Genomic DNA, 20,293 nt, shown 5'->3' with positions numbered 1-20,293 from the left:
CGCATCGACCCGAAACCGCTATCCGACGCACTCACTCACCTCGATACGAGCCCCCGACTCCCGCATGAACGACGACGACATCGCCGAGGAACGGATCGAACGCCTCGACGCGTTCGCCCGATCGATGGCCCGCGCCGGCGAGCGCGACCGCGCCCGCGAGGCCGTCAGGCTCGCCCGCCGGATCGCCCAGCGGCATCGCTGCGGCGTCCCCCGGCGATTCGAGCGGTTCACCTGTGACGACTGCGACGCGTACCTGATCCCCGGCCGCAACGCTCGGGTCCGGCTTCGGGAGGCGAGCCACGTCGTCGTCCGCTGCGACTGCGGCGCGACGGCGCGGTACCCGTACCGCGAGTGACCGCCCGTCAGTTCCGCCAGTTGTTCCGGGCGTACCAGGCCGAACTCGCCGAACGGGAAGCTTCAAACCGCTTCCGGGGGAATCCCGGTGCATGACCGACCAGGAGCTACGAAAGCGCGCGCACGACCTCGACGTAACCGTCTGGGTCGGCAAGAAGGGAGTCGGGGCCGTCGTCGACGAACTGGACGACCAACTGAGCGATCGCGACCTCGTGAAGGTGAAGTTCCACCGCTCGGCGCAGGCGGGGACCGACGTCGAGGAGCTGGCGGGCCACCTGGCCGAGCGCGTCTCCGCCGACCTGATCGAGACGCGCGGCCACACAGCGGTACTGCACCGATGAGCGCGTCGACGGCGCTTCCGTGGGGCTCACAGACCCACCCGTTGCAGGTGCCGGAACCGTCGACGCCGGTCGCGTCGGTGCTCGCCGACCTCGGCGTGCCGGTCGGCCTCGCCGGCCCGCTGGGATCGGCGATCACCTTCGCCGTCGTGCTGGCGGCGTTCTACCTCGTCGGGCGTATGCTCGTGCTCCCGCTGATGGACCGGCTGCTCGACCGAAAACAACTCGACAGCCACGCGAGGGGACCGCTCCGAAAGGTGGCGAACGTGATCGTCGTGTTCGTCGGGATCGCGGTCGGCTTCGGTCTCGCCGGCTACGGCGACTTCCTCCAGTCGCTTGCGACGATCGCCGCGGCGGCGACGCTCGCGATCGGTTTCGCGCTGCAGGACGTGATCAAGAACTTCGTCGCCGGGATCTTCATCTTCACCGACCGGCCGTTCCGCATCGGCGACTGGATCGAGTGGGACGGCAACTCGGGCATCGTCGAGGACATCTCCTTTCGGGTCACCCGCGTGCGGACCTTCGACAACGAGCTGTTGACGGTCCCGAACTCCCAACTCACCGACGACGTCATCAAGAACCCCGTCGCGAAGGACACCCTCCGTCTGCAGTTCCTCTTCGGCATCGGCTACGACGACGACATCGAACACGCCACCGAGATCATCGTCGAGGAGGCCGAGCGTCATCCCGAGGTCCTCTCGGACCCCGCGCCGTCGGTCCGTCTCACCGAGCTGGCGGACAGTTACGTCGGCCTCAAGAGTCGGATCTGGATCGACAACCCCTCGCGCGCAGATTTCGTGAAGATCCGCGGTGAGTACGTGACCGACGTGAAGCGGCGCTTCGACGAGGAGGGCATCGAGATCCCGTTCCCGCAGCGGGACCTCTCGGGCGGCGTCGAACTGAACACGCCCCCCGAGGCGGTGCTGGGCGACGACTGAAGAGGCGACAACTGGACGGGCGACGACCGAGCGGCGGCGGTCTGAGGCGACGACGATCTGAGGCGACGACGATCTAAGGCGGATCGACCGGACGAGAGTGAGGATCGGTTTCGGAAGCGTTCCTTTCGCGACCTACTCGTCGAGCACCTGGCTCGCGATCGTGTTGCGAAGCACCTCGCTGGTGCCCTCGTAGATCTCGTTGAGCTTCGCGTCGCGGTAGTAGCGCTCGACGGGGAAGTCCTTCGTGTAACCGTAGCCGCCGTGGATCTGGATGGCCTCGTTGGCCACCTCGCGGCTGATCTCGCTGGCGTACAGCTTCGCCTGCGCGGCCTCCTTGATGAACGGCTCGCCGCGGATCTTCAGGTCGGCGGCCTTGTGCATCAGTAGCTCCGCGGCCTGGAGCTTCGTGTCCATGTCGGCGATCTTGTGCTGGATCGCCTGGAACTGCGAGATGGGACCGTCGAACTGCTCGCGCTGGGTCGCGTATTCGGCGGCGTCCTCGAGGGCCGCGCGGGCGATACCGACGCCGCGGGCCGCGATGGTGATCCGGCCCCCGTTGAGCGTCTTCAGCGCCTGCACGAAGCCGTCGCCCTCCTCGCCGAGCAGGCGGTCCTCGGGGAGGTACATGTCGTCGAAGCGGAGTTCCGCGGTCGGACAGCCCTTGTCGCCGAGCTTGTGCTCGGTGCCCTCGACGATGAAGCCGTCGTCCTCCTCGGGCCGGACGACGAACGAGGAGATGCCCTTGTTGCCGGCGTCCGGATCGGTCTTGGCGAACAGCGTCACCGTGTCGGCGACCGAGCCGTTCGAGATCCACAGCTTCCCGCCGTTGACGACGTAGCCGTCGCCGTCTTTCTCCGCCGTGGTCTCCATCGCGGGCACGTCCGAGCCCGCGCCGGCCTCCGAGAGCGCGAACGCGCCGATCTCCTTACCCTCGGCCAGAGGCGTGAGGTACTCCCGCTTTTGCTCCTCGTCGCCGAAGGCGTACAGCATGTTGCCCGCCAGCGAGATGTGCGCGGCGACGACGGTTCCGAGGCCGCCCGAGCCGCGCGCGATCTCCGAGAGACCGAGCGCGTAGCTGTGGTAATCGAGGTCCGCGCCGCCGTACTCCTCGGGGAACGGCATCCCCATCAGGCCCAACTCGGCCATCTGATCGACGAGGTCGTCGGGGAACTCGTCCTCCTCGTCGATCTCGGCGGCGCGGGGTTTGATCTCCTCGTCGACGAACTCGGCGACCATGTCGCGGATCTGCTGTTGCTCGGTTGTCAGCGCGAAGTCCATGGTCGTTCCTGCGAGTTGTGCGGCTTCAATCTTTGCGGTGTCGCGCTCGCGGGGCACCGCCCGCCTCCCCGTCGGCGTGTCGCACCCGATCGAACCGGGACGAATCGGCGTCGGGGCGGCCTCGAGGTGCCGTCGAATCGGGATCAGACCGGGATCGGATCGGAACTGAATCGAAGACGGCGCGGGTATCGATCCCGCCCGGAGCGCTCGGGATGTCGCCGTGTTCAACCCCACACCACTTTTTAACCCTCCTACCATAGGCGTGTCCAACTGAATGCCAGACGCCGATCGCCCAGTCGCGACCGACCCCGACGCCGACCTCGCGTGGTGTCACGAGGCCGTGCAGGGAGTCTCGCGGACCTTCGCCCTGACCGTCGACACCCTCGACGAACCGATGTCGTCGTACATCTGTCTCGGCTATCTCGTCTGCCGGATCGCCGACACCGTCGAGGACGCCGACCACATCGCCCCCGACGAACAGGCCGCCCTCCTCCGGGAGTTCGACGCCGCCCTCGACCCCGACGACGACACGGACGCCGGCGAGTTCCGCGCGTCGGTGGACCCGCACCTCCCGCCCGCGGAGGACCGCTCGGCCGACTGGGAAGTCGTCGCCGAGGCCGAGCGCGTGTTCGCCACGTTCGAGGGGCTCCCGCCGGAGGTCCGCGAGGCGGTCGTCCCGCCGGCGCGCGAGATGGCCACCGGCATGGCCGAGTTCGTCGAGCGCTACGCCGACGACGGCGGCCTGCGCATCGAGACCCGCAGCGAACTGAACGAGTACTGCTACTACGTCGCCGGCACGGTCGGCACGCTCATCACGAACCTCGTCACGACGCTGGGGAGCGTCGACGAGGAGCGCACGGAGCGCCTGTACGAGGTCGCCGAGGAGTTCGGCCTCCTGCTCCAACTCGTCAACGTCGCGAAGGACGTCCACGACGACTACACCGAGGAGAACAACGTCTATCTTCCCGCCGAGTGGCTCGAGGAGGAGGGCGTCCCACAGGAGGAGGTCGTCGCCCCCGAGCACCGCGAGGACACCGCGAGCGTCGTCTCGCGTACGGCCGGCTACGCCCGCGGCTTCCTCGACGGCGCGCAGACGTATCTCGAACACGTCCCGCTCGTGGAGGGGAACACGCTCGCCGCGTGGTCGATCCCGTACCTGCTCGCGGTCGGAACCCTCCGCGAACTCTCGGAGCACCCCGAGCGCGCGGTGACGGGCGAGGGCGTGAAGGTGAGCCGCGAGGAGGTGTTCGCGGTCGTGACGGCGGCCCACGAGCACGGCCGGGACGCGCTGCCGCGGCTTCGGGAGTCGATCGCGACGCAGCCGTTCCACACCACGCCGTCGACGGCGGACTGAACGACTTCGACGCACTCGCCTCGGAGTGAATTGGCCGCGGGAGCGGCCCTATCTGATGTATGCGGCCTGTCGTACTATGATCTTCTCTACTATCGAATCTGATTCTTTCACGGTAAATAGTATATACCACCTGTCGTTCGGTACCGGTAGACGGTACAACAGCATGTTCGAGTTCATCACCGACGAGGAGGAGCGGGGGCAAGTGGGGATCGGGACGCTCATCGTGTTCATCGCGATGGTGCTGGTGGCGGCGATCGCCGCCGGCGTCCTGATCAACACCGCCGGCTTCCTCCAGAGTAAATCTCAGGAGACCGGCGAACAGAGCAGTAAACAGGTCAGCGACCGGCTACAGGAGGTCGCCACCGTCGGGACCGTAACCGGTACCAATGACGGTTCTGACGTCGTCGACGTGGTCAACGTCAGCACGAGTCTCGCGCCGGGTGCGGGGGAGATAGACCTCCGGAACGCCACCGTGACCTGGGTCGGACCCGACGGGACGCTGACGCTGGTACACGAGGACGCGCTCTCGTCGTCCACGACTGTCGGATACAACGCGACGGCCGACGACAGCACGAAGTACTTCTCGACGTCGGCAGTGAAGGACGCGGACGACTCTGCGCCCGTGATCAACGATCCCGACGACCGGATCGTCATGTCGTTCAACGTGAGTAACTTCCGCGCACAGCCGGAAGCCGACGGATCCGGGAACACGTTCATCGAGGGGCTCGGTGAGGGCGAGGAGGCCACGATCAAGGTGAACACGATGTCCGGCGCGACGACGACCATCCGGTTCACGGTGCCCGAGTCGCTCGGAAACAAACAGGCCGTCGAACTGTAACGTCTCTCTGCCCGGGTGGGTCGCCCGTCCGTGGCGTCCCGCCGACGACTGTGGCTCTCTCTTTGCAGCTTTTCGGCGACTGACCCGATTCTACCAAACGGCTTCTTCCACGGCTCACAAACGCGACTGAAACACGCTGCCACGGCTTCGGGAGTCGATCGCGACGAAACCGTTCCATCGGTCGCCGTCGGCGGCGGACTAGGTGGGAGGTTCGAGCGAAGAAGAGCCACCAAATCGCTTGATCACGGACGGATACGGATCCTGAACGAAATTCAGCTACACGGAACAGGAACTGTCGACGTGGACGTGCACAATCGGGAATAAGTACCTCCTCCTGAGGGATTTCTCGTCTTGTGGAGGTCGTATCGATACACGACCCTGCAGACAAGAGACCGACCGTTCGATCACTCGTACTCGAGTCTATCTATAGCGATACGCTGGTACAAACAGAATCAGACCTACAATGGCGATCAGTTCGCCGAGACCTTGGATGTCCTCTCCCCTGTTATAACAATCTACTATTACTGCTCTCGTTACGTACCGCTCGCCCCGGTAGATTACTACCGTATTTACGAGCTCATTTGCTGCTGAACTGTTGTCATAGGTGTCGAAATTCTGCCGGGTTGATCCCAGAAGATCCCGGAATATTCTCTGTTCGGGATCCGAGAGATCGCCATACTCTCTCAGTTCGGTGTTCGACCCAGCTGTCTGATCCTCACTAATCTGAGCCACACTCAGCTGAGACCCGGATTCACAGTCGGACTGCGACGCGAAATAGAACCCCACGCCCCCGGTTATCGCGCCGAGTACGATACAACATACTCCAAGCACCATCACGGCACGGGACAACCTGGCCATCTCTCTGATTGGTGATCGCACCTACCATATTTCCTATGGCGCAGCGGCCCACCCACTACCGACCCAACAACTTTCTCCGATCCACACTATCCACCGTTCACTCATGGTCCAGACCGACTCCGACTCCGAACTCGCCCGCAACGATCCGGCACCCGACTTCGCGCTCCCGGGCGTCGACGGCGACACCCACGCGCTCGCGGACTTCGCCGACCACGACGCCGTGCTCGTCGTGTTCACGTGCAACCACTGTCCGTACGCGCAGGCGAAGTTCGACCTCTTGAACCGCGTCGCCGCCGAGTACGACGACTGCGCGGTCGTCGGGATCAACCCCAACGACGCCGACGAGTACCCCGAGGACTCGATCGAGCGGATGCGGGAGTACGTCGACTCGGGGCGGGTCGCCTACGACGCGTACCTCCGCGACGAGACCGCCGAGGCGGCCCGCGCGTACGGCGCGGTCTGCACCCCGGACCCGTTCCTCCTGCGCACCGCCGACGGCGACGGCGACTTCCGGCTGGCGTATCACGGCCGACTCGACGACGCGCTCAACCCCGACGACGAGGCGACGGAGGTCTACATCGAGGACGCCATCGACGCCGTGCTCGCCGGCGAGGACGTGACCCTGGATCCGGGGCCGAGCCGCGGCTGTTCGATCAAGTGGCCCGCGGAGTAGATCCCTCCGTCGACGCTCCTACGCCGCCTCGCCGCCGGAGCCGCCGGCGTTCTCGGAGAGTTCCTCGAACGTCTCGCGGGCGTTCGCGACGGCCTTCTCGTGTTTCGCGGGGTACGCTTCCACCTTCGCGCGGATGGTGATCCCCGTCCCGAGTTCGACGTCGCCCTTGAACGCGGCCTGCTTGTCGAGGCGGAGGAACAGGGAGTTGTTGTCGTCGACGCGCTCGTCGAGTTCCGTGAGCACGCGGTCCCACTCGGTCAACTCCGACAGCTTCGCGAGCACGTGGCGCACGTCGTCGGCGCGCTCGACGCGCGCCGAGCGTACGACGATCCGGTCGCCGTGGTGGCCGGCGTTGACCACGCGCTCGATCTCGAACTCCTCGGGGAGGAACGTCCGGAGGGCGTCCTCGACGCGCTTCTCGTCCTCGGTGGCGTAGCAGAACGTCCGCAGATCGACGTAGTGGAAGGGAACGGAACTCATACCCCCGATAGGCGGGTCGGCGTGAAAAGCGTTGGAGTCCCGGGCGCTGGTCGTGCGCGTTGTATTCGCCGTGTTCGCCGTAACCAGTTGCACCCGTCGCGCCTGTTGCACCCGTCGCGGCCCCTTCTTCTCGCGTCCTGACTCACCCGTTTATCAGTTCGTCGGCGACGAGGTGCGTCCCGAAGCCGGCGACGAACACCATCGGGAACGAGACGAGCCACGCGAGGAACCCCTGCCCGCCAGCGCCGTAGGTGAAGATCAACAGGAGGTCGTTGATCGCCCAGCCCGCGAGCAGCTGCGGCGACAGCACGAGCAGCATGTACACCGCATACGACAGCGGCAACACGACGATGAGCACGCCCGTCGCGCTGGGAAGCTCCAGGCGCAACAGCGACAGCGCCACGCCGGCCAGCAGCGTCAACGCGGCCGGCACCCACGTCGGGACCGGCAGCGCCGCGGGGTAGCGACCGGTACCCTGGATCCAGACGAAGGTGAGCGAGCCGCCGAGCACGGCGAGTCCGACCCCGAGCGCGAGCGTCTCCGCGCGCGAGGTGGCGCGCCTGACCTCGCCCATCAGGCGGCCCCCACGGTCGCGTTCAGCCCGACCGTCGTCTCGAAGCCCGCGATCTCGATCGGCAGCGACCCCCCGAGGTCGTTCCCGAGGACGGACTCGCGGTCGATCGGGCGATACTCCCCGACGACGTCGAGCGTGAGCGTCAGCGTCGCCGTTCCGCCGGCGGGGACGGTCGCGCCCGATATCTCGACGCCGCGCGAGTCGGTGATCCGATCGCCGGGGTTGCCCTCACCGTCGGCGAACAACACGATCCCGGACGCCGATGGCTGCTCGGGCACTCTCACCGCCCGCGGGGTGGGGTTGTCGACGCGCAGCGTCACTTCGACGCGGTCGCCCCCGTCGAGCACGGAGGCGTCGGGCGCGGCGACGCCGATCCGGTCGCTACGCGCGACGGCGATGTGACTGGAGAGCACCGGAACGAGCAGCGTCCCCGTCGCCACGGCGACGGCGACGAGCACGGCGACCGCGGTTCGCCTGCGGTCGGGGAACCGAACCATACCCGTGGCTGGGAACCTCGATCCCTAAACGCGTTGATGCCACGACGGGAGCCCTCCCCGTCAGCGGCGGGCGGCGCGGACTACTCCTCGTCGCCGTCGGCGGTCTCGCTGTCGTCGCCGTCGGCGGCCTCGAGCTGGTCGGCGGGAACGCCCTGCTCGGTCCCTTCCTCGAAGCTGACCGTGTAGGTCGCATCGCCGAACATCGTCTCCATCACCTGCGTCACGGTTCCGGTCTCGCCGTCGAACTCGCTGTGCTCGTCGCTGAGGACGACGCTGTCGTCCTTCTCGAAGTCGGCCATGCCCGACGGTTCGATACGGCCGTACAAAAGGTCGCTGAAAGGCGACGAATCCGAGCGCCTCGAGCGCTCACGTCCGCCGGAGGAGTGCCCACGCGACCGCGCTGGCGAGGCCGTACGCGACGCCGACCGCCGCTGTCGTCGCACCGACCCGGGCCGCCGCGTCGCCGGCGGCGGCGACCGACCGCAGCGGCGCGGTCAGTCCGAGCGCCTCCAGCGTCGCCGGGTCCAGCGCGGCGGCGGCACCGCCGGCCCCGGTCGCGATCGCTCGCGCGAACAGCGTCGCCGCGACGGCGGTCCCGACCGCGACCGGCAGCCACCGCCCGAACGGGACGTCGTCGCCGGCGGTCGCGTCGGCGTCACGGCGGCGACGACGCTCGCGACCGGATCCGTTCGTGCTCGGCGACCGCGGGCGACCGACCGCATCGGGAGACGGCATCAAATATGCGTGGCTCTGCTATCCGATATAAAGTTGTGGAGTCGTCGCCGAAGGCGGGCTCACTCGCCGGCGACGAGGACGACCGCGACGACCGCGAAGCCGACGCCGAGGAGCTTCCGGCCGGTGACCGGCTCGTCGAGCGCGACGACGCCGACCGCGGAGGAGGCGACGAAGAACATGGCGAAGATCGGCGCGACGATCGAGACGCGCCCGAGCGACAGCGCGTGGTAGTACGCGATGATGCCGACGGCGAGACAGACGCCCGCCGCCACGACGTACCGCATTCGCGGATCGCCGAGGTGCTCGACGACGCCCTCACCGGACACGCTGATGACGGCGAGCGTCGCGAACACGAGCACCGTGTTCGAGACGAACGCCGCGACCGTACTCGGGATCGCGCCCGTTCCGGCGGTCGCCAGCCGCATCAGCGGGGCGACCAGCGAGTACGCCGCCATCGCCACTACCGACCACACGAGGTAGTTCATGACCGGACCTGGGGAAGTAGGCGGTATGAGCGGTTCGGATCGATACTGTCGGTCGAGGCTCCAGGTCGCGAGCGCGGTCCATCGGCCGGCGGATCGTTGCGGGCGCGGTCCGTTGGGGGGGTCGTTGCGGGCGCGGTCCGTCAGGGAGGTCGGAGGACCGTTGCGTGCGTGGTTCGTCGAGGGCCAGCACGGACCGTGTGGCGTGTTCGCGGATATCGCACCGGGCGAAACCGCTTTGCCCGGGGGAGCGCAGTCGGGCACATGGACGAGGCAACCCGAACCCTGATCGACGCGCTCGTGGCCGACGCCCGCGAGTCAACGGCCGATCTCGCACGCCAGACCGGGCTCGACGAGGCCGTCGTGGAGGAGACGCTGGCCGATCTGGAGGGGGCGGGTGCCCTGCGCGGCTACACCGCCATCGTCGACTGGGAGGAGCTCGACGAGGAGCACATCAGCGCCATCGTGGAAGTGAACGTCGAACTCGACCGCGAGACCGACTACGACGACGTGGCCCGCCGAATCGCCGAGTCGCCCGCGGTCGACTCGCTCCGGCTGATGTCGGGGGACTACGACTTCGCGGTCCACGTCTCCGGCTCCTCGATGGGCGACGTGTCGCGGTTCGTCTCCGAGGAGGTCGCGCCGCTGCCGGCTGTGACGAAGACGGTGACCCACTACGTGATGGAGACGTACAAGGAGCGCGGGATCCGCTTCCTCGACGGCGACGACGACGACCGACTCTCCGTGACGCCATGAGCGGGGGCGACGACCCGGCCCCTGACCCCCCGACCTCGGACGAGCCGGCTCCCGACGACCCGACGCCGGACGGCGGGACCGCCCGCGGGGCCGACGAGACGACCGCCGGCGACCGGGACGGTACCGGCGACGGCGACCGCACCGGCGACGGCGACTCCCGGTTCGCGCCGGCCGACCGCGTCGCCTCGGTGCCGCCCTCGGGGATCCGCGAGTTCTTCGAGGTCGCCGAGGAGCGCGACGACGTGATCTCCCTGGGCGTCGGCGAACCCGACTTCAGCGCGCCCTGGCCCGCGCGCTCGGCGGCCGTCGACTCGCTGGAGCGCGGCCAGACGAGCTACACCGCCAACCGCGGCACCGACGACCTCCGGCGGGCGATCGCCGAGCGCGTCGCCCGCTACGACCAGTCGTACGACCCCGACTCGGAGATCCTCGTCACGACCGGGGCCTCCGAGGCGGTCGATCTGGCGTTCCGCGCGTTCGTGAACCCCGGCGACGCGGTCGCGCTTCCCACCCCCACGTACGTCTCGTACGAACCGGGCGTGCGCTTCGCCGGCGGCGAGCCGCTTCCGGTGCACACCCGCCACGAGGACGACTGGGCGCTCACCCCCGAGGCGCTGTACGAGGCCGGCGTCGACGAGGCCGAGGTGCTCGTGTTGTGTTACCCGAACAACCCCACGGGCGCGACGATGGACGCCGACGAGATGGACGCCGTCGCCGACTTCTGTCGCGAGCACGACCTGCTCGTCGTCGCCGACGAGATCTACGCCGCGCTCACCTACGACGGCGACCACCAGTCGATCGCCACCCGCCCCGGGATGCGCGAGCGGACCGTCGTGATCAACGGCTTCTCGAAGGCGTACGCGATGACGGGGCTCCGGCTGGGGTACGCGATGGGCCCTGAGTCCGCCGTCGACGCGATGACGAAGGTCCACCAGTACACGATGCTGTCGGCACCGACGACCGCCCAACACGCCGCACTCGCGGCGCTGGACCGGTGTGACGACGACGTGACGCGGATGCGTCGGGAGTACGACCGCCGGCGTCGCTACGTCGTCTCGCGGCTGCGCGAACTCGGCCTGGAGGTGTCTGAGCCGGGCGGCGCGTTCTACGCGTTTCCGCGGGTCGCCGACGTCGCCCCCGACGGCGACGCCCGCGCGTTCGCGACGGAGCTACTGGAGGAGGAGGGCGTGGCCGCGGTCCCCGGCACGGCCTTCGGCGAGGGCGGGGAAGGCCACATTCGGATCTCGTACGCCACGGGCCTCGACGAACTCAAGGAAGCGACGCGGCGGCTGGAACGGTTCCTCTCGTAGGCGACCGTCGCTGTCTCACGGGGGACCGGCGCGTCTCGCGGGCGATCGTCGGCCTCGCGATCGGCTCAGAGGTCCTCGAAGTCGCCGTCGTCGAACAGGTCCTCGTCGTCGTCGATCTCGTCCGGGTCCGCGGGCTCGCCCCCCACGTCGCGAAACGCCCGTTCGAACTCGTCCTCGCCGAAGCCGGAGACGTCCTCGTCGAGTTCCTCCCGAAGCTCTGCGGCGCGGGCCTCCAACTCCGCGTACTCCTCGGACTCCTCGAGGGCGGCGCGGCCCTTCTCGGACTCCAGGACGGCCATCTTCGAGCTGACGGCGAAGAACTCCTGCATCCGCGAGTCGTACGCCGAGCGGCTGTACAGCCCCTCGACGGTGTCCAACAGCGCCTCGCGGGTGACGGGCTTGACGAGGTAGTCGTCGAACCCCATCGCGACGATGTCGAAGTCCGGCTCGACGGCCGTGACCATCGCGACGCGGGCGTCGATGCCGCGATCGCGAACCTCGTCGAGCACCTCGTCGCCCGACAGCCCCGGCATCCGCCGATCGAGGAGGATCACGTCGATGTCGTCGGAGAGTTCCTCCAGCGCCTCGTGACCGCCGTAGGCGCTACGCACGTCGTAGTCAGTACCCAGCCAGGCGGCGTACAGATCCGCCAGATCCGGCTCGTCCTCGACCACGAACACCACCGGTGGGTCCTCGCTCGCGGCGGACTCGTCGGCGTCGGTGTCCTCGCTCATCTATCGTGCTCCGTCGGTTCGTCCGTCCTTGGCGGACGAGTCCATATCAAGATACCCCTTGTCGTCCGGCGATCGGTCGGCTCCTTGCCGGGAGGACTTCGAGATGTACCGCCGCCGTCCGGCCATTGGTATCCTTTCTCGACGCCGGGTACTTAATCGTATCCGATGGAGGGATTCTGTTGGCAAAACGGATGGGGTTGGGTGACGGTTCGCGTCACGCTCGCTGTTGCCCCACGAACCGCGGTGGCCACCAGCCACCTGAACAAGTACACGGCAGGCGACCGTGAAAGCTTACCGGCCGTCGAAGTCCCGTGCTAGCAGTAGCCATGGGTGGTGGTATCATGCAATTCGATCTGCGCGGCACCGCGATCACGGGAACGGCACCGCGACCACAGGAACGGGGTCACCGCCATGGCAACGGTACCGCGACCACGAGCGAGGTACCGTGAGACGCCCGTTACTCGGGCGAGTAGTTCGGGGCCTCGTCCGTGATCGTCACGTCGTGGGGGTGGCCCTCGGTCTGGCCCGCCTGGGAGACGCGGACGAACTCGGCGCGCTGCTTGAAGCCGGGCAGGGTCTCCGCCCCGACGTAGCCCATTCCCGAGCGCATGCCGCCGACGAGCTGGTGCAGTTCCGAGGAGAGCGGCCCCTTGTACGGCGTCGCCGCCTCGACGCCCTCGGGGACGAACTCCTCGTCCTCCTCGGCGTCCTTGAGGTAGCGGTCGCCGCCGCCCTCCGACATCGCACCGACCGAGCCCATGCCGCGGTACTGCTTGTAGCGCTTGCCGTTCATCGTGATGACGCGGCCGGGGGCCTCGTCGGTGCCCGCGAAGTACGACCCGAGCATCACAGCGTCCGCGCCGGCGGCGATCGCCTTGATCGCGTCGCCGGAGTAGCGGATACCGCCGTCGGCGATGACGGGAACGTCGTGGCGCTGGGCCACGTCGGCCACCTGCGCCACCGCGGTGATCTGCGGCATCCCCGCGCCGCTCACGACGCGCGTGGTACAGATCGAGCCCGGGCCGATGCCGACCTTGAGGCCGTCGGCGAACTCGACGGCGGCCTCGGCGGCCTCCCGGGTGCCGACGTTGCCGACGACCACGTCGGCGTCGACCTCGGCTTTGATCGCCTCCGCGGAGTCGAGGACGTTGAGGTTGTGGGCGTGCGCGCAGTCGATGAACAGGACGTCAGCCCCGGCGTCGTCGGCGGCGACGGCGCGCTCCTCCTCGAACGGACCGACGGCGACGCCGATGCGGAGCGCGCCCTCGTCGTCGCGGGCGGCGTCGGTGTGCTCGCGCCGCGCGAGCACGCCCTGCATCGTGACCAGCCCCACGAGGCGGTCGTCGTCGTCGACGACGGGTACGCGTTCGATCTTGTGGTCGTACATCAGCTCCAGGGCCGCCCGGGCGTCGACGTCCTCGCCGGCGGTGATGACCTCGTCGGTCATCGCCTCGCGGACGGCGTCGGACTCGCCGACCTCCAGGTACGGCCGGATGTCGGTGCCCGAGATGATGCCCAGCACGCGGTCGTCATCGTCGACGACGGGCGCGCCCGAGACGCCCTCGTACTCCATCATCGCGTCGACCTCGCGCACGGGCTGGTCGGGGGAGGCCGTCACGACGTTCTCGCGACGGATCACGAGTTCGTCGGCGCGCTTGACGCGCTCGACCTCCGCGACCGTCTCCTCGACGCTCATGTTGCGGTGGAGCACGCCGAGGCCGCCCTCGCGGGCCATCGCGATGGCCAATCCGGACTCGGTGACGGTGTCCATCGCCGCCGAGAGCACCGGGATCGTCAACTCGACGTTGGTGGACACGCGCGTCGACACGTCCGCCTCGTCGGGTTCCACCCGGCTCTCCTTGGGTCGAAGCAGGACGTCGTCGAACGTCAGCGCCGTCGGTACCTCGAGTTTCCGCGAGAACTGACCGCCGCCGTGATCGTCGTTCGCCATATGATCGGTGGTCGTGGCCACCGCAAAAACGTTGCGAGAATCGCTTTCCTTGGACAACGAATCACACACGACCGTGCACAGATCCCTGTGAGTAGACCGGGGGAACCGATCGCAACACTTGCCGAACTCGCGCTGAGTTCCGACGGTCCGACGGTGACTCACCCGAGTTCCCGACGGTCCGTAACAGTATTTTTTATACTCCGCCGAGAGGTCTCTCGTACTGTGTGGGCACGTCCCACGCAATTATTAAGTCTCACCTGGGTTTGAGTAGTGGTATGGACTCCGAGTCCCGCAATGCAACGGGTGTCGTCAGCCGAGTGAGCGCCATCGCGACGCTCGCGACATTTATCCCGTTCAAACGCGGACTCGACTGGTGCACCGGGGAACGCGGCGTCGAGTTCCCCTCCCGAGCGTCCGTCGCCTCAGGGTCGTCACCAGGTTCCCGTCCGGTCACGGGTCATGCCGGGTCGTATCGCTGAGTCGTGAGCACCTCAGCACACCCCATCGCGCTCCGCCTGGAGCGACGCGTGGGCGGGGCGACTCGGCTGCTGGCGACGGTGATGGCGCTCCCGCTGGTCGACGGCATCTTCCCCGCGCTCGTCATCGCGGGCGCGCTCACGGTCCCGTTCGGCATCATCGAGACCGGCCTGCTCATCTTCGGCGGATCGGCGACGATGGCGGTCGTCCTCGCCGAGATGGAGGGCACGCCGCGGGAGAAGGCGACGTCCGTGCTCGCGCTCGGCGTCGTCCTCGTTCCGGTGGCGATGGCGGAGGCCGCCCTCGCCGAGACGATCCAGAGCATGCTGAACACCGAGGTGTTCCACCGCTTCGCCGGCCTCGTGATACTCGCGGTTGCGGCCAAGACGGCCAGCGCCGAGATCGGCGAGTACCTCCCGAGCCCTGGTGCGATCATCGGGCTCGGTCTGCTGGCGTCGTTCCAGCCCACCGGCGCGGAGTTGGTCGTCTCGATGGACCCGGGACTGCTCGTCCGCGCCGGCGCGGCCGCCGGCGTCGGCGTCGGCTTCGCGCTGTCGATCGCGCTGGCGGGCGAGCACCTCCGCGACCGCGTCGACATCGACCGCTTCCGCTTCGGTTCGGCGGTCGCGCTGGGTATCCTCGCGCTGTCGGTGCTGGGACTGCTCCCGACCGAACAGCCCGTCGCGCTGGGCGTGCTCTGCGTCACCGGGCTGTTCTCCTACGACCCGAAGTCGGAGGCCGCCGGCGACGCCACCGCCGACTCCGACTCGGACGGGCCGCCTGCACCGGGCGCGACCGACGACGTCGCCGACGCGCCGTCGACGCCGGCCGGCGTGACGACCGACGGCGGCGGCGAGGTACCCGATACGGACGACGTGCCCGCCTCCGGCGCGGCGGCCGACGACGCCACCGATACCGCCCCGCCGACCGCGCCGGCACCGGCGGCCGGAATCGACCCCGTCGACTCGGGGTCGACGCCTGACGCCGGCGAGGACGAGGACGACGCGAACGACGCCGACGGTCAGTCGCGCGAGCCCTGGCTGTAACGGGGATCGCGGGACCGCGGGCTTTTACGCCGGGCGCGCCGATGCCGCGGTATGAGCAACCGCGTCGTCGAGGGACGCATGGTGACGCCGAAGCGACTCGCGGAGTTGGTCGAGGGCGGGTCGGTGATGGACGCCGAGGACATCGAGGACGCCGACCGCGACTGCCCCGACTGCGGCGGCGACGTGCTCTCGGTAGGGTACATGCCCAGCGTCACGGAGTTCGTCACCGCCTACAAGTGTCAGGACTGCGAGTGGGGGGAGACCGACCGCGAGTGACGACGCCGACGACCGGCGACGTGGCCGGCTCGACGACGACGTACCGCCGGGCAGACAACGGGAGGCTGGGAATCGAAATCCCTTTACGGCGCTCCGAGGTAAGAGCGACTGCACGGGGTCGTGGCCAAGCCCGGTATGGCGACTGACTCCAGAGGCAACGCGCCCGGTGACGAACTCCAGACTGATATACCGAGCGTCCGACTGATCATCGGACGCGACGACGACCCTCTGGAGTACCGAGGTGCCGACCGGAGATATCAGTCGATCGGGGGTTCAAATCCCTCCGACCCCATTCTCTCGTGCGTTCACGTCGCGTAGTCTTGGGTTTCTGAGTGGGTTCAGTAAGAAACGAAGCGGTGGTTACAGCCAGTCCTGGGTCAGATAGACGACCGGCTGGAGGCTCTCGCAGTTCGGGTACGACTTGCAAACCGCGGAGAGGATCCGATACTGGTCGAACGACGAGAGACGCTGCTCGGGGATGTGGAACACGCCGGCGTGCTCGTCGGTGGAAACCTGGGTGTGGTCGTCGTCGTGGCAGACGATGATCCGGTTCTCGCGACGGCCGTAGGCGCGAACGTCGGGGTCCTTCGCGCCGTCGCCCAGTTCCGGCACGTCGACGACGCGCTCGACGTCGTGACCGTCGCGCTCGCACAGCCGTGCGAACTGCTTCTCGGTGTCCTCGTCGAACAACAGGCGCAGCGTCAGCGGCACGTGAGACTACTCCGTCGTCTCCGGGGCGTCCTCGGGTCCGGTCGCGACCGCGGGGTCGGAGCGAGCCGCGTCGAGGTTCTGCTCGCGCTCATCGCGGATCGCCGCCATCTCGCTGGGGTGCTCGTGGTAGTACGCGAGCGCCCGGTAGACATCGGCCACGTCGAGATCGTGGCGGTCGGCGACCGCCCGGGGTTCGAGCCCGCGGCCCTCGACGCGCTCGTACACGAACAGCACGCTGATGCGCGTTCCGTCGATCCGTGGGTCGCCGCCGAGCACGTCCTCGGTTCGGACGATCCGGGGGGCGTCCCCGCCGTTCGACGAAGTCGTCTCGCTCACACTCGGTCGTTCGTCGTTATGGAATAAAGTCTCTCCCCCGCTGTATCGTCCCTGTTAAACGGGGGTCCAGCGAGACAGGGGTTGGATACGCGAGGTCCTCGCTGAGGATGAGTTGGACGATGTTCTGGCGGCTGCGCGGCTAGTTCGGGCACCTCGCAGGGTATTAACTCCCGGTGTCGGGAGCGCGCCTCAGGAGGAACCGACCGACGGCTACGACCGAATACACGTACTTATCCCATTCCGTGCCCAACTCTCCCGCATGAGCGACGACACATCGGGGCGCAAGCCCCTTCGAATGCCCGACGACAACCAGGTGTTCGCTACCGTGACGGACATGCTCGGCGGCCGGCGCGTCACCCTGCGCTGTGCCGACGGCGAGGAGCGCATGGGTCGCATCCCCGGCCGGATGCGGTTCCGGACGTGGGTGAAGGAGGGCGACATCGTCATCGCCGAGCCGTGGGACTGGCAAGACGAGAAGGCGGAGGTCGTCTGGCGATACGAGTCCGACGACGCCCAGCAGCTCCGCGAGGAAGGCCACATCCAGTAGCGACTCGACTTCTCAGACGGCGTCCATCACGCGCACGGGCTCCAGCCCGCGCTCGGCCAGTTCGGCCTCGATGCGCTCGACGCGGGGGCCGATCGACTCGGGTCGATGGCTGTCGGTGCCGACGGCGACACCGACGCCGTGGTCGGCGAGGGCGTCCAGGAACTCGGGTGCGGGGTGGAGCCCGCCGTAGTCGTCGAGCACGCGCCCGGCGTTCAGCTCGGGGACGGTCCGCGAGTCCGCGAACGCCGCCGCCGCTCGCTCGTAGTGGTCCTCGGTCGCGAGCCCCCGCAACGCGGGATTCCGCTCCACGAGGTCGGGGTGGGCGGCGATCGCGAACAGCTCCGAGTCCGCCAGCGCGACGAGTTTCTCGAAGTACTCGTCCACCAGCGCTCGGCGCTCGGCCTCCGACCTGTCGGCGAAGTACTCTCGGACGTGGACGTTCACGCCCTCCAGGTCGTGGACGCTTCCGACGGCGTAGTCGAACTCGGCCTCCTCGAGGAACGACGCGATCGCGGCCTCGTCGTGGGGCTCGTAGTCGAGTTCGACGGCGTCGAAGATCTCCACGTCGGCGCGCTCGCGGATCGCCTCGATTGCGTCGCGCCGCCGCTCGTAGGTGACGTCGAGGTTGAACCCCATCTCGCGGCGGTACTGGTCCTCTGCGGGGTCCTCGGAGACGACGCAGTGGTCTGCGATCCCGATCGCCGACAGTCCCGCCTCGGCGGCGCTGTCGGCCATGAACTCGATGAAGTACCCGTCCGAGTACGTCGAGTGGACGTGGTAGTCGTGTTCCATACGCCGACGGTGGGCGGCCCCCCTCTCGAAGCTTCGGGAGACGCGACACCGATCCACACGCGGGGACCCGGGATCGGGACCCGTTCAGGGACCCTCGTCCTCGACGAGGGCGTCCGCGAGCCGGCGGAGATCGGGCGCGCCGTCGAGTTCGTTCAGCCAGCGCGCCGGAACCGCCGCCTCGCCGTCGCGAGCGCCGGCGACCGCGCCCGCGACGGCTCCCAGGGCGCTCGCGGCCCCGCCGCGGCTCGCGGCCGACACGATCGCTTCCTCGGGATCGTCGGCGACGAGCGCTTCGTGCAGGGCCGTCTCCAGGGTCGCTCTTGGGTCGCCGCCGGCGTCGATCCGCACAGCGCCGCGGTCGCCGACGACCGCGATCGTCTCGCGGACCGAGACCGGGGCGTCGCGGTCGAGTGCGACCGTTCGTGCGTCGGCGCGCGCCTCCTCGACCGACGCGCCGTCGACGAACGCCCCCACGACGACCGCGAGCACGACCGCTCCGGCGATCGGCTCGGGCGGGACGTCGCCGGACACGACGGTTCGTACCGCCCGCGCCGCCGCCTCCGCCCGCTCCGCGGGGGCTCCGGGCCCCAGTCCGGCGGGCACCCCGGCGAGCAGGATCGCCGGATCCTCAGGCCTGACACGGTCGGCATGGGCGTCACGGTCGCCGTCGGGGACCTCGTGTGACCCGTTGTCGCTCCGGTACCCGTCGAGACGCGCGTGGCCGGCGGCGACGGCGGTCGCCGTGGCGTCGGTCGTGGTACCGGCCGGGCGGTCGCCGCCGAGCAGCTCCGTCACCCGGCCGTGACGCTCGCGGACGGCCGCGGCCGTGCTCCCGTCGACCGGGCGACCGAGCGCGTCGCCGCAGGCGAGGCCGAGCAGGCTCCCGCGGGCGCGTTCCCGCCGGCGATCGTCGGCGACGGGGTCGCCGGAGTCGCCGGGCGTCACGTCCGTCGAGTCGCGTTCGGTCATCGTGCTTCCTCGGCACGCGCGCTACACAAGCGTATCGACGCGGTGGGGTCCGGCGGTCGAGCACTCGCGGTCGCGACGGCGCTCGCGGAGTACCGCGAGGTCCAGCTGGCGGGAGTCGAACGACGCCGGCTCAGGCGAACTCGACGAGCGTCCCCTCGTAGCGGCAGTCCTCCAAGGCGTGCTTGGCGTCGTAGCCGGCCTCGTGGGGCGTCGCGCCCTCGCCGACGCCGACCTTGAGTTGGACGTCCGCGTCGTCGGCGACGTGGTCGATCGCGGCCAGGTAGTCCCCGCGCGTGAGATCCGGACACGCGGCGATGACGTTGTCGCCCCCGACGAAGAACGAGAGCGCGCCGTGCTCCTCGCGCATGTATCGCATCAGCGACGCGTAGCCGTGTTCGATGTTGATGAACGAGTCGAACTCGTTGAGCCGGTCGGTGTACTTGCCGGTCGCGTCGTTCACGTCGAAGTGGGCGATCGACACGTCGTCGTCGCCGGCGGCGTCGCCGTCGCGGAACTCGCCCGCGAGCGCCTCGCTGCGCTCGGCGGACTGGGCGGATCCGGCCGCCTGTACCCGTTCGGTCGCCGTCTCCAGCGCCTCGATCGGCACCTCGTCGACGCCGATTCCGAGGCTCACGCTGACGGGGAAGCGGTTCCCGACGGACTCCTGGAGGAGTTCGTGGTCGCGGCGGTCGAGGCCGTTCGTCACGGCCACCATGTTGTCGAAGCGGGTGAAGAAGACGTAGCCGCCCCGGTTGCCGATGTACTGTGCCAGGTCCGCGAACAGGCGCGACTGGAGCGTCTGGAGGTCCATCTCCCGACGGGGCTCCGGGGTCACGGTCCACGGGCCGTAGTTGTCGATCTGCACCAACGTCAGCTGCGCGGCGGTCACTGTGTCCGATCCGAGTACCGGCGACACATACGCGTTACCGTTCTCGGATCCGTTACGCCCGCGGTGGTCGTCACCGTTCCCTGCTTCGCCTCGGCCGCGA

The 20,293-nt window shown here is 68.5% G+C and carries 26 protein-coding genes and 1 tRNA gene; 12 read left to right on the top strand and 15 right to left on the bottom strand.

Features of this window, described 5'->3' with window-relative positions:
* Nucleotides 1-64 precede the first annotated feature (64 nt).
* From Hbl1158_RS11135 to Hbl1158_RS11125, 3 genes are all read left to right on the top strand, one after another.
* Nucleotides 65-355 (top strand): ribonuclease P, encoded by a 291-nt coding sequence (locus tag Hbl1158_RS11135; protein ID WP_234297323.1) that lies wholly within the window; start codon nt 65-67, stop codon nt 353-355.
* A 91-nt stretch (nt 356-446) separates the two neighbouring features.
* A complete protein-coding gene (locus Hbl1158_RS11130; protein WP_234297322.1) occupies nt 447-695 on the top strand; it encodes a YhbY family RNA-binding protein in 249 nt (82 codons plus the stop codon).
* Nucleotides 692-1,630 carry a mechanosensitive ion channel family protein gene (locus tag Hbl1158_RS11125; protein WP_234297321.1) on the top strand — a complete coding sequence of 313 codons (939 nt, stop codon included), beginning with the start codon at nt 692-694 and terminating at the stop codon, nt 1,628-1,630. The genes Hbl1158_RS11130 and Hbl1158_RS11125 overlap by 4 nt, the downstream gene beginning before the upstream one ends.
* Before the next feature lie 132 nt (nt 1,631-1,762).
* On the opposite strand, the gene Hbl1158_RS11120 is transcribed toward Hbl1158_RS11125, so the two are convergent.
* A complete protein-coding gene (locus tag Hbl1158_RS11120; protein ID WP_234297320.1) occupies nt 1,763-2,908 on the bottom strand; it encodes an acyl-CoA dehydrogenase in 1,146 nt (381 codons plus the stop codon).
* Between the two features lie 274 nt (nt 2,909-3,182).
* On the opposite strand from Hbl1158_RS11120, the gene Hbl1158_RS11115 reads away from it, so the two are divergent.
* Both Hbl1158_RS11115 and Hbl1158_RS11110 read left to right on the top strand, forming a co-directional pair.
* Nucleotides 3,183-4,262 carry a phytoene/squalene synthase family protein gene (locus tag Hbl1158_RS11115; RefSeq protein WP_234297319.1) on the top strand — a complete coding sequence of 360 codons (1,080 nt, stop codon included), beginning with the start codon at nt 3,183-3,185 and terminating at the stop codon, nt 4,260-4,262.
* A gap of 163 nt (nt 4,263-4,425) precedes the next feature.
* Nucleotides 4,426-5,100, top strand: a complete 675-nt coding sequence (locus Hbl1158_RS11110) for an archaellin/type IV pilin N-terminal domain-containing protein (RefSeq protein WP_234297318.1) — start codon at nt 4,426-4,428, stop codon at nt 5,098-5,100.
* 420 nt (nt 5,101-5,520) lie between these two features.
* On the opposite strand, the gene Hbl1158_RS11105 is transcribed toward Hbl1158_RS11110, so the two are convergent.
* Nucleotides 5,521-5,958, bottom strand: a complete 438-nt coding sequence (locus Hbl1158_RS11105; protein WP_234297317.1) for a hypothetical protein — start codon at nt 5,956-5,958, stop codon at nt 5,521-5,523.
* Between the two features lie 103 nt (nt 5,959-6,061).
* Between Hbl1158_RS11105 and Hbl1158_RS11100 the strand changes: the two genes are divergently transcribed.
* Entirely contained in the window at nt 6,062-6,631 is a 570-nt protein-coding gene (locus Hbl1158_RS11100; RefSeq protein ID WP_234297316.1) for a thioredoxin family protein, read from the top strand.
* An 18-nt stretch (nt 6,632-6,649) separates the two neighbouring features.
* Here the strand turns inward: Hbl1158_RS11100 and Hbl1158_RS11095 are convergent, their stop codons facing one another.
* The 6 genes from Hbl1158_RS11095 to Hbl1158_RS11070 all read right to left on the bottom strand — a co-directional run bounded on the left by Hbl1158_RS11095 (nt 6,650) and on the right by Hbl1158_RS11070 (nt 9,402).
* Nucleotides 6,650-7,111, bottom strand: a complete 462-nt coding sequence (locus Hbl1158_RS11095) for an RNA-binding protein (protein ID WP_234297315.1) — start codon at nt 7,109-7,111, stop codon at nt 6,650-6,652.
* A 142-nt stretch (nt 7,112-7,253) separates the two neighbouring features.
* Nucleotides 7,254-7,685 carry a hypothetical protein gene (locus Hbl1158_RS11090; RefSeq protein ID WP_234297314.1) on the bottom strand — a complete coding sequence of 144 codons (432 nt, stop codon included), beginning with the start codon at nt 7,683-7,685 and terminating at the stop codon, nt 7,254-7,256.
* A complete protein-coding gene (locus tag Hbl1158_RS11085) occupies nt 7,685-8,182 on the bottom strand; it encodes a hypothetical protein (protein ID WP_234297313.1) in 498 nt (165 codons plus the stop codon). Before Hbl1158_RS11085 ends, Hbl1158_RS11090 begins: the two co-directional genes overlap by 1 nt.
* A gap of 80 nt (nt 8,183-8,262) precedes the next feature.
* Nucleotides 8,263-8,481, bottom strand: coding sequence for a DUF1918 domain-containing protein (locus Hbl1158_RS11080; RefSeq protein WP_234297312.1), 219 nt, complete (start codon nt 8,479-8,481; stop codon nt 8,263-8,265).
* Nucleotides 8,482-8,548: 67 nt separating this feature from the next.
* Nucleotides 8,549-8,917: a hypothetical protein gene (locus tag Hbl1158_RS11075; RefSeq protein ID WP_234297311.1), complete on the bottom strand. Its 369-nt coding sequence runs from the start codon at nt 8,915-8,917 to the stop codon at nt 8,549-8,551.
* 59 nt (nt 8,918-8,976) lie between these two features.
* Nucleotides 8,977-9,402, bottom strand: a complete 426-nt coding sequence (locus Hbl1158_RS11070; protein ID WP_234297310.1) for an EamA family transporter — start codon at nt 9,400-9,402, stop codon at nt 8,977-8,979.
* 261 nt (nt 9,403-9,663) lie between these two features.
* On the opposite strand from Hbl1158_RS11070, the gene Hbl1158_RS11065 reads away from it, so the two are divergent.
* Both Hbl1158_RS11065 and Hbl1158_RS11060 read left to right on the top strand, forming a co-directional pair.
* Entirely contained in the window at nt 9,664-10,155 is a 492-nt protein-coding gene (locus tag Hbl1158_RS11065) for an Lrp/AsnC family transcriptional regulator (RefSeq protein ID WP_234297309.1), read from the top strand.
* Nucleotides 10,152-11,465: an aminotransferase class I/II-fold pyridoxal phosphate-dependent enzyme gene (locus Hbl1158_RS11060; protein ID WP_234297308.1), complete on the top strand. Its 1,314-nt coding sequence runs from the start codon at nt 10,152-10,154 to the stop codon at nt 11,463-11,465. The genes Hbl1158_RS11065 and Hbl1158_RS11060 overlap by 4 nt, the downstream gene beginning before the upstream one ends.
* A gap of 65 nt (nt 11,466-11,530) precedes the next feature.
* Here the strand turns inward: Hbl1158_RS11060 and Hbl1158_RS11055 are convergent, their stop codons facing one another.
* A complete protein-coding gene (locus tag Hbl1158_RS11055) occupies nt 11,531-12,199 on the bottom strand; it encodes a HalX domain-containing protein (RefSeq protein ID WP_234297307.1) in 669 nt (222 codons plus the stop codon).
* A 457-nt stretch (nt 12,200-12,656) separates the two neighbouring features.
* On the bottom strand, nt 12,657-14,150 hold the full coding sequence (gene guaB / locus Hbl1158_RS11050) for an IMP dehydrogenase (RefSeq protein ID WP_234297306.1): 1,494 nt from the start codon (nt 14,148-14,150) through the stop codon (nt 12,657-12,659).
* A 482-nt stretch (nt 14,151-14,632) separates the two neighbouring features.
* On the opposite strand from guaB, the gene Hbl1158_RS11045 reads away from it, so the two are divergent.
* The 3 genes from Hbl1158_RS11045 to Hbl1158_RS11035 all read left to right on the top strand — a co-directional run bounded on the left by Hbl1158_RS11045 (nt 14,633) and on the right by Hbl1158_RS11035 (nt 16,241).
* Nucleotides 14,633-15,673 carry a DUF5794 domain-containing protein gene (locus tag Hbl1158_RS11045; RefSeq protein WP_234297305.1) on the top strand — a complete coding sequence of 347 codons (1,041 nt, stop codon included), beginning with the start codon at nt 14,633-14,635 and terminating at the stop codon, nt 15,671-15,673.
* Nucleotides 15,674-15,724: 51 nt separating this feature from the next.
* Nucleotides 15,725-15,949 (top strand): DUF5795 family protein, encoded by a 225-nt coding sequence (locus Hbl1158_RS11040; RefSeq protein ID WP_234297304.1) that lies wholly within the window; start codon nt 15,725-15,727, stop codon nt 15,947-15,949.
* A gap of 114 nt (nt 15,950-16,063) precedes the next feature.
* Nucleotides 16,064-16,241: transfer RNA gene (locus Hbl1158_RS11035), tRNA-Trp, on the top strand.
* A 68-nt stretch (nt 16,242-16,309) separates the two neighbouring features.
* Here Hbl1158_RS11035 and Hbl1158_RS11030 read toward each other — a convergent pair.
* Both Hbl1158_RS11030 and Hbl1158_RS11025 read right to left on the bottom strand, forming a co-directional pair.
* Nucleotides 16,310-16,660 (bottom strand): DUF5615 family PIN-like protein, encoded by a 351-nt coding sequence (locus tag Hbl1158_RS11030; RefSeq protein ID WP_234297303.1) that lies wholly within the window; start codon nt 16,658-16,660, stop codon nt 16,310-16,312.
* Nucleotides 16,661-16,666: 6 nt separating this feature from the next.
* Nucleotides 16,667-16,996, bottom strand: a complete 330-nt coding sequence (locus tag Hbl1158_RS11025; protein WP_234297302.1) for a DUF433 domain-containing protein — start codon at nt 16,994-16,996, stop codon at nt 16,667-16,669.
* A 259-nt stretch (nt 16,997-17,255) separates the two neighbouring features.
* On the opposite strand from Hbl1158_RS11025, the gene eif1A reads away from it, so the two are divergent.
* Entirely contained in the window at nt 17,256-17,543 is a 288-nt protein-coding gene (gene eif1A / locus Hbl1158_RS11020) for a translation initiation factor eIF-1A (protein ID WP_234297301.1), read from the top strand.
* A 12-nt stretch (nt 17,544-17,555) separates the two neighbouring features.
* Here the strand turns inward: eif1A and Hbl1158_RS11015 are convergent, their stop codons facing one another.
* From Hbl1158_RS11015 to Hbl1158_RS11005, 3 genes are all read right to left on the bottom strand, one after another.
* Nucleotides 17,556-18,335: a PHP domain-containing protein gene (locus tag Hbl1158_RS11015; RefSeq protein ID WP_234297300.1), complete on the bottom strand. Its 780-nt coding sequence runs from the start codon at nt 18,333-18,335 to the stop codon at nt 17,556-17,558.
* Nucleotides 18,336-18,419: 84 nt separating this feature from the next.
* Nucleotides 18,420-19,304: an ADP-ribosylglycohydrolase family protein gene (locus Hbl1158_RS11010; protein WP_234297299.1), complete on the bottom strand. Its 885-nt coding sequence runs from the start codon at nt 19,302-19,304 to the stop codon at nt 18,420-18,422.
* Nucleotides 19,305-19,434: 130 nt separating this feature from the next.
* Nucleotides 19,435-20,193: a GTP cyclohydrolase III gene (locus Hbl1158_RS11005; RefSeq protein ID WP_234297298.1), complete on the bottom strand. Its 759-nt coding sequence runs from the start codon at nt 20,191-20,193 to the stop codon at nt 19,435-19,437.
* Nucleotides 20,194-20,293: the final 100 nt, after the last annotated feature.

This window comes from Halobaculum sp. CBA1158, assembly GCF_021431925.1.
GTDB lineage: Archaea > Halobacteriota > Halobacteria > Halobacteriales > Haloferacaceae > Halobaculum.
Note: the sequence above shows the minus strand (reverse complement) of the source record. Positions and strands in the feature narration are given on the sequence as shown.

What these genes read in the sequence shown, in the direction of transcription:
- Hbl1158_RS11015 (WP_234297300.1), bottom strand. Translation starts at nt 18,335, where the DNA reads ATGGAACACGACTACCACGTCCACTCGACGTACTCGGACGGGTACTTC.
- Hbl1158_RS11070 (WP_234297310.1), bottom strand. Translation starts at nt 9,402, where the DNA reads ATGAACTACCTCGTGTGGTCGGTAGTGGCGATGGCGGCGTACTCGCTG.
- Hbl1158_RS11085 (WP_234297313.1), bottom strand. Translation starts at nt 8,182, where the DNA reads ATGGTTCGGTTCCCCGACCGCAGGCGAACCGCGGTCGCCGTGCTCGTC.
- Hbl1158_RS11040 (WP_234297304.1), top strand. Translation starts at nt 15,725, where the DNA reads ATGAGCAACCGCGTCGTCGAGGGACGCATGGTGACGCCGAAGCGACTC.
- Hbl1158_RS11110 (WP_234297318.1), top strand. Translation starts at nt 4,426, where the DNA reads ATGTTCGAGTTCATCACCGACGAGGAGGAGCGGGGGCAAGTGGGGATC.
- Hbl1158_RS11090 (WP_234297314.1), bottom strand. Translation starts at nt 7,685, where the DNA reads ATGGGCGAGGTCAGGCGCGCCACCTCGCGCGCGGAGACGCTCGCGCTC.
- Hbl1158_RS11060 (WP_234297308.1), top strand. Translation starts at nt 10,152, where the DNA reads ATGAGCGGGGGCGACGACCCGGCCCCTGACCCCCCGACCTCGGACGAG.
- Hbl1158_RS11075 (WP_234297311.1), bottom strand. Translation starts at nt 8,917, where the DNA reads ATGCCGTCTCCCGATGCGGTCGGTCGCCCGCGGTCGCCGAGCACGAAC.
- Hbl1158_RS11010 (WP_234297299.1), bottom strand. Translation starts at nt 19,304, where the DNA reads ATGACCGAACGCGACTCGACGGACGTGACGCCCGGCGACTCCGGCGAC.
- Hbl1158_RS11100 (WP_234297316.1), top strand. Translation starts at nt 6,062, where the DNA reads ATGGTCCAGACCGACTCCGACTCCGAACTCGCCCGCAACGATCCGGCA.
- Hbl1158_RS11120 (WP_234297320.1), bottom strand. Translation starts at nt 2,908, where the DNA reads ATGGACTTCGCGCTGACAACCGAGCAACAGCAGATCCGCGACATGGTC.
- Hbl1158_RS11135 (WP_234297323.1), top strand. Translation starts at nt 65, where the DNA reads ATGAACGACGACGACATCGCCGAGGAACGGATCGAACGCCTCGACGCG.
- Hbl1158_RS11125 (WP_234297321.1), top strand. Translation starts at nt 692, where the DNA reads ATGAGCGCGTCGACGGCGCTTCCGTGGGGCTCACAGACCCACCCGTTG.
- Hbl1158_RS11115 (WP_234297319.1), top strand. Translation starts at nt 3,183, where the DNA reads ATGCCAGACGCCGATCGCCCAGTCGCGACCGACCCCGACGCCGACCTC.
- Hbl1158_RS11065 (WP_234297309.1), top strand. Translation starts at nt 9,664, where the DNA reads ATGGACGAGGCAACCCGAACCCTGATCGACGCGCTCGTGGCCGACGCC.
- Hbl1158_RS11055 (WP_234297307.1), bottom strand. Translation starts at nt 12,199, where the DNA reads ATGAGCGAGGACACCGACGCCGACGAGTCCGCCGCGAGCGAGGACCCA.
- Hbl1158_RS11105 (WP_234297317.1), bottom strand. Translation starts at nt 5,958, where the DNA reads ATGGCCAGGTTGTCCCGTGCCGTGATGGTGCTTGGAGTATGTTGTATC.
- eif1A (WP_234297301.1), top strand. Translation starts at nt 17,256, where the DNA reads ATGAGCGACGACACATCGGGGCGCAAGCCCCTTCGAATGCCCGACGAC.
- Hbl1158_RS11080 (WP_234297312.1), bottom strand. Translation starts at nt 8,481, where the DNA reads ATGGCCGACTTCGAGAAGGACGACAGCGTCGTCCTCAGCGACGAGCAC.
- guaB (WP_234297306.1), bottom strand. Translation starts at nt 14,150, where the DNA reads ATGGCGAACGACGATCACGGCGGCGGTCAGTTCTCGCGGAAACTCGAG.
- Hbl1158_RS11095 (WP_234297315.1), bottom strand. Translation starts at nt 7,111, where the DNA reads ATGAGTTCCGTTCCCTTCCACTACGTCGATCTGCGGACGTTCTGCTAC.
- Hbl1158_RS11130 (WP_234297322.1), top strand. Translation starts at nt 447, where the DNA reads ATGACCGACCAGGAGCTACGAAAGCGCGCGCACGACCTCGACGTAACC.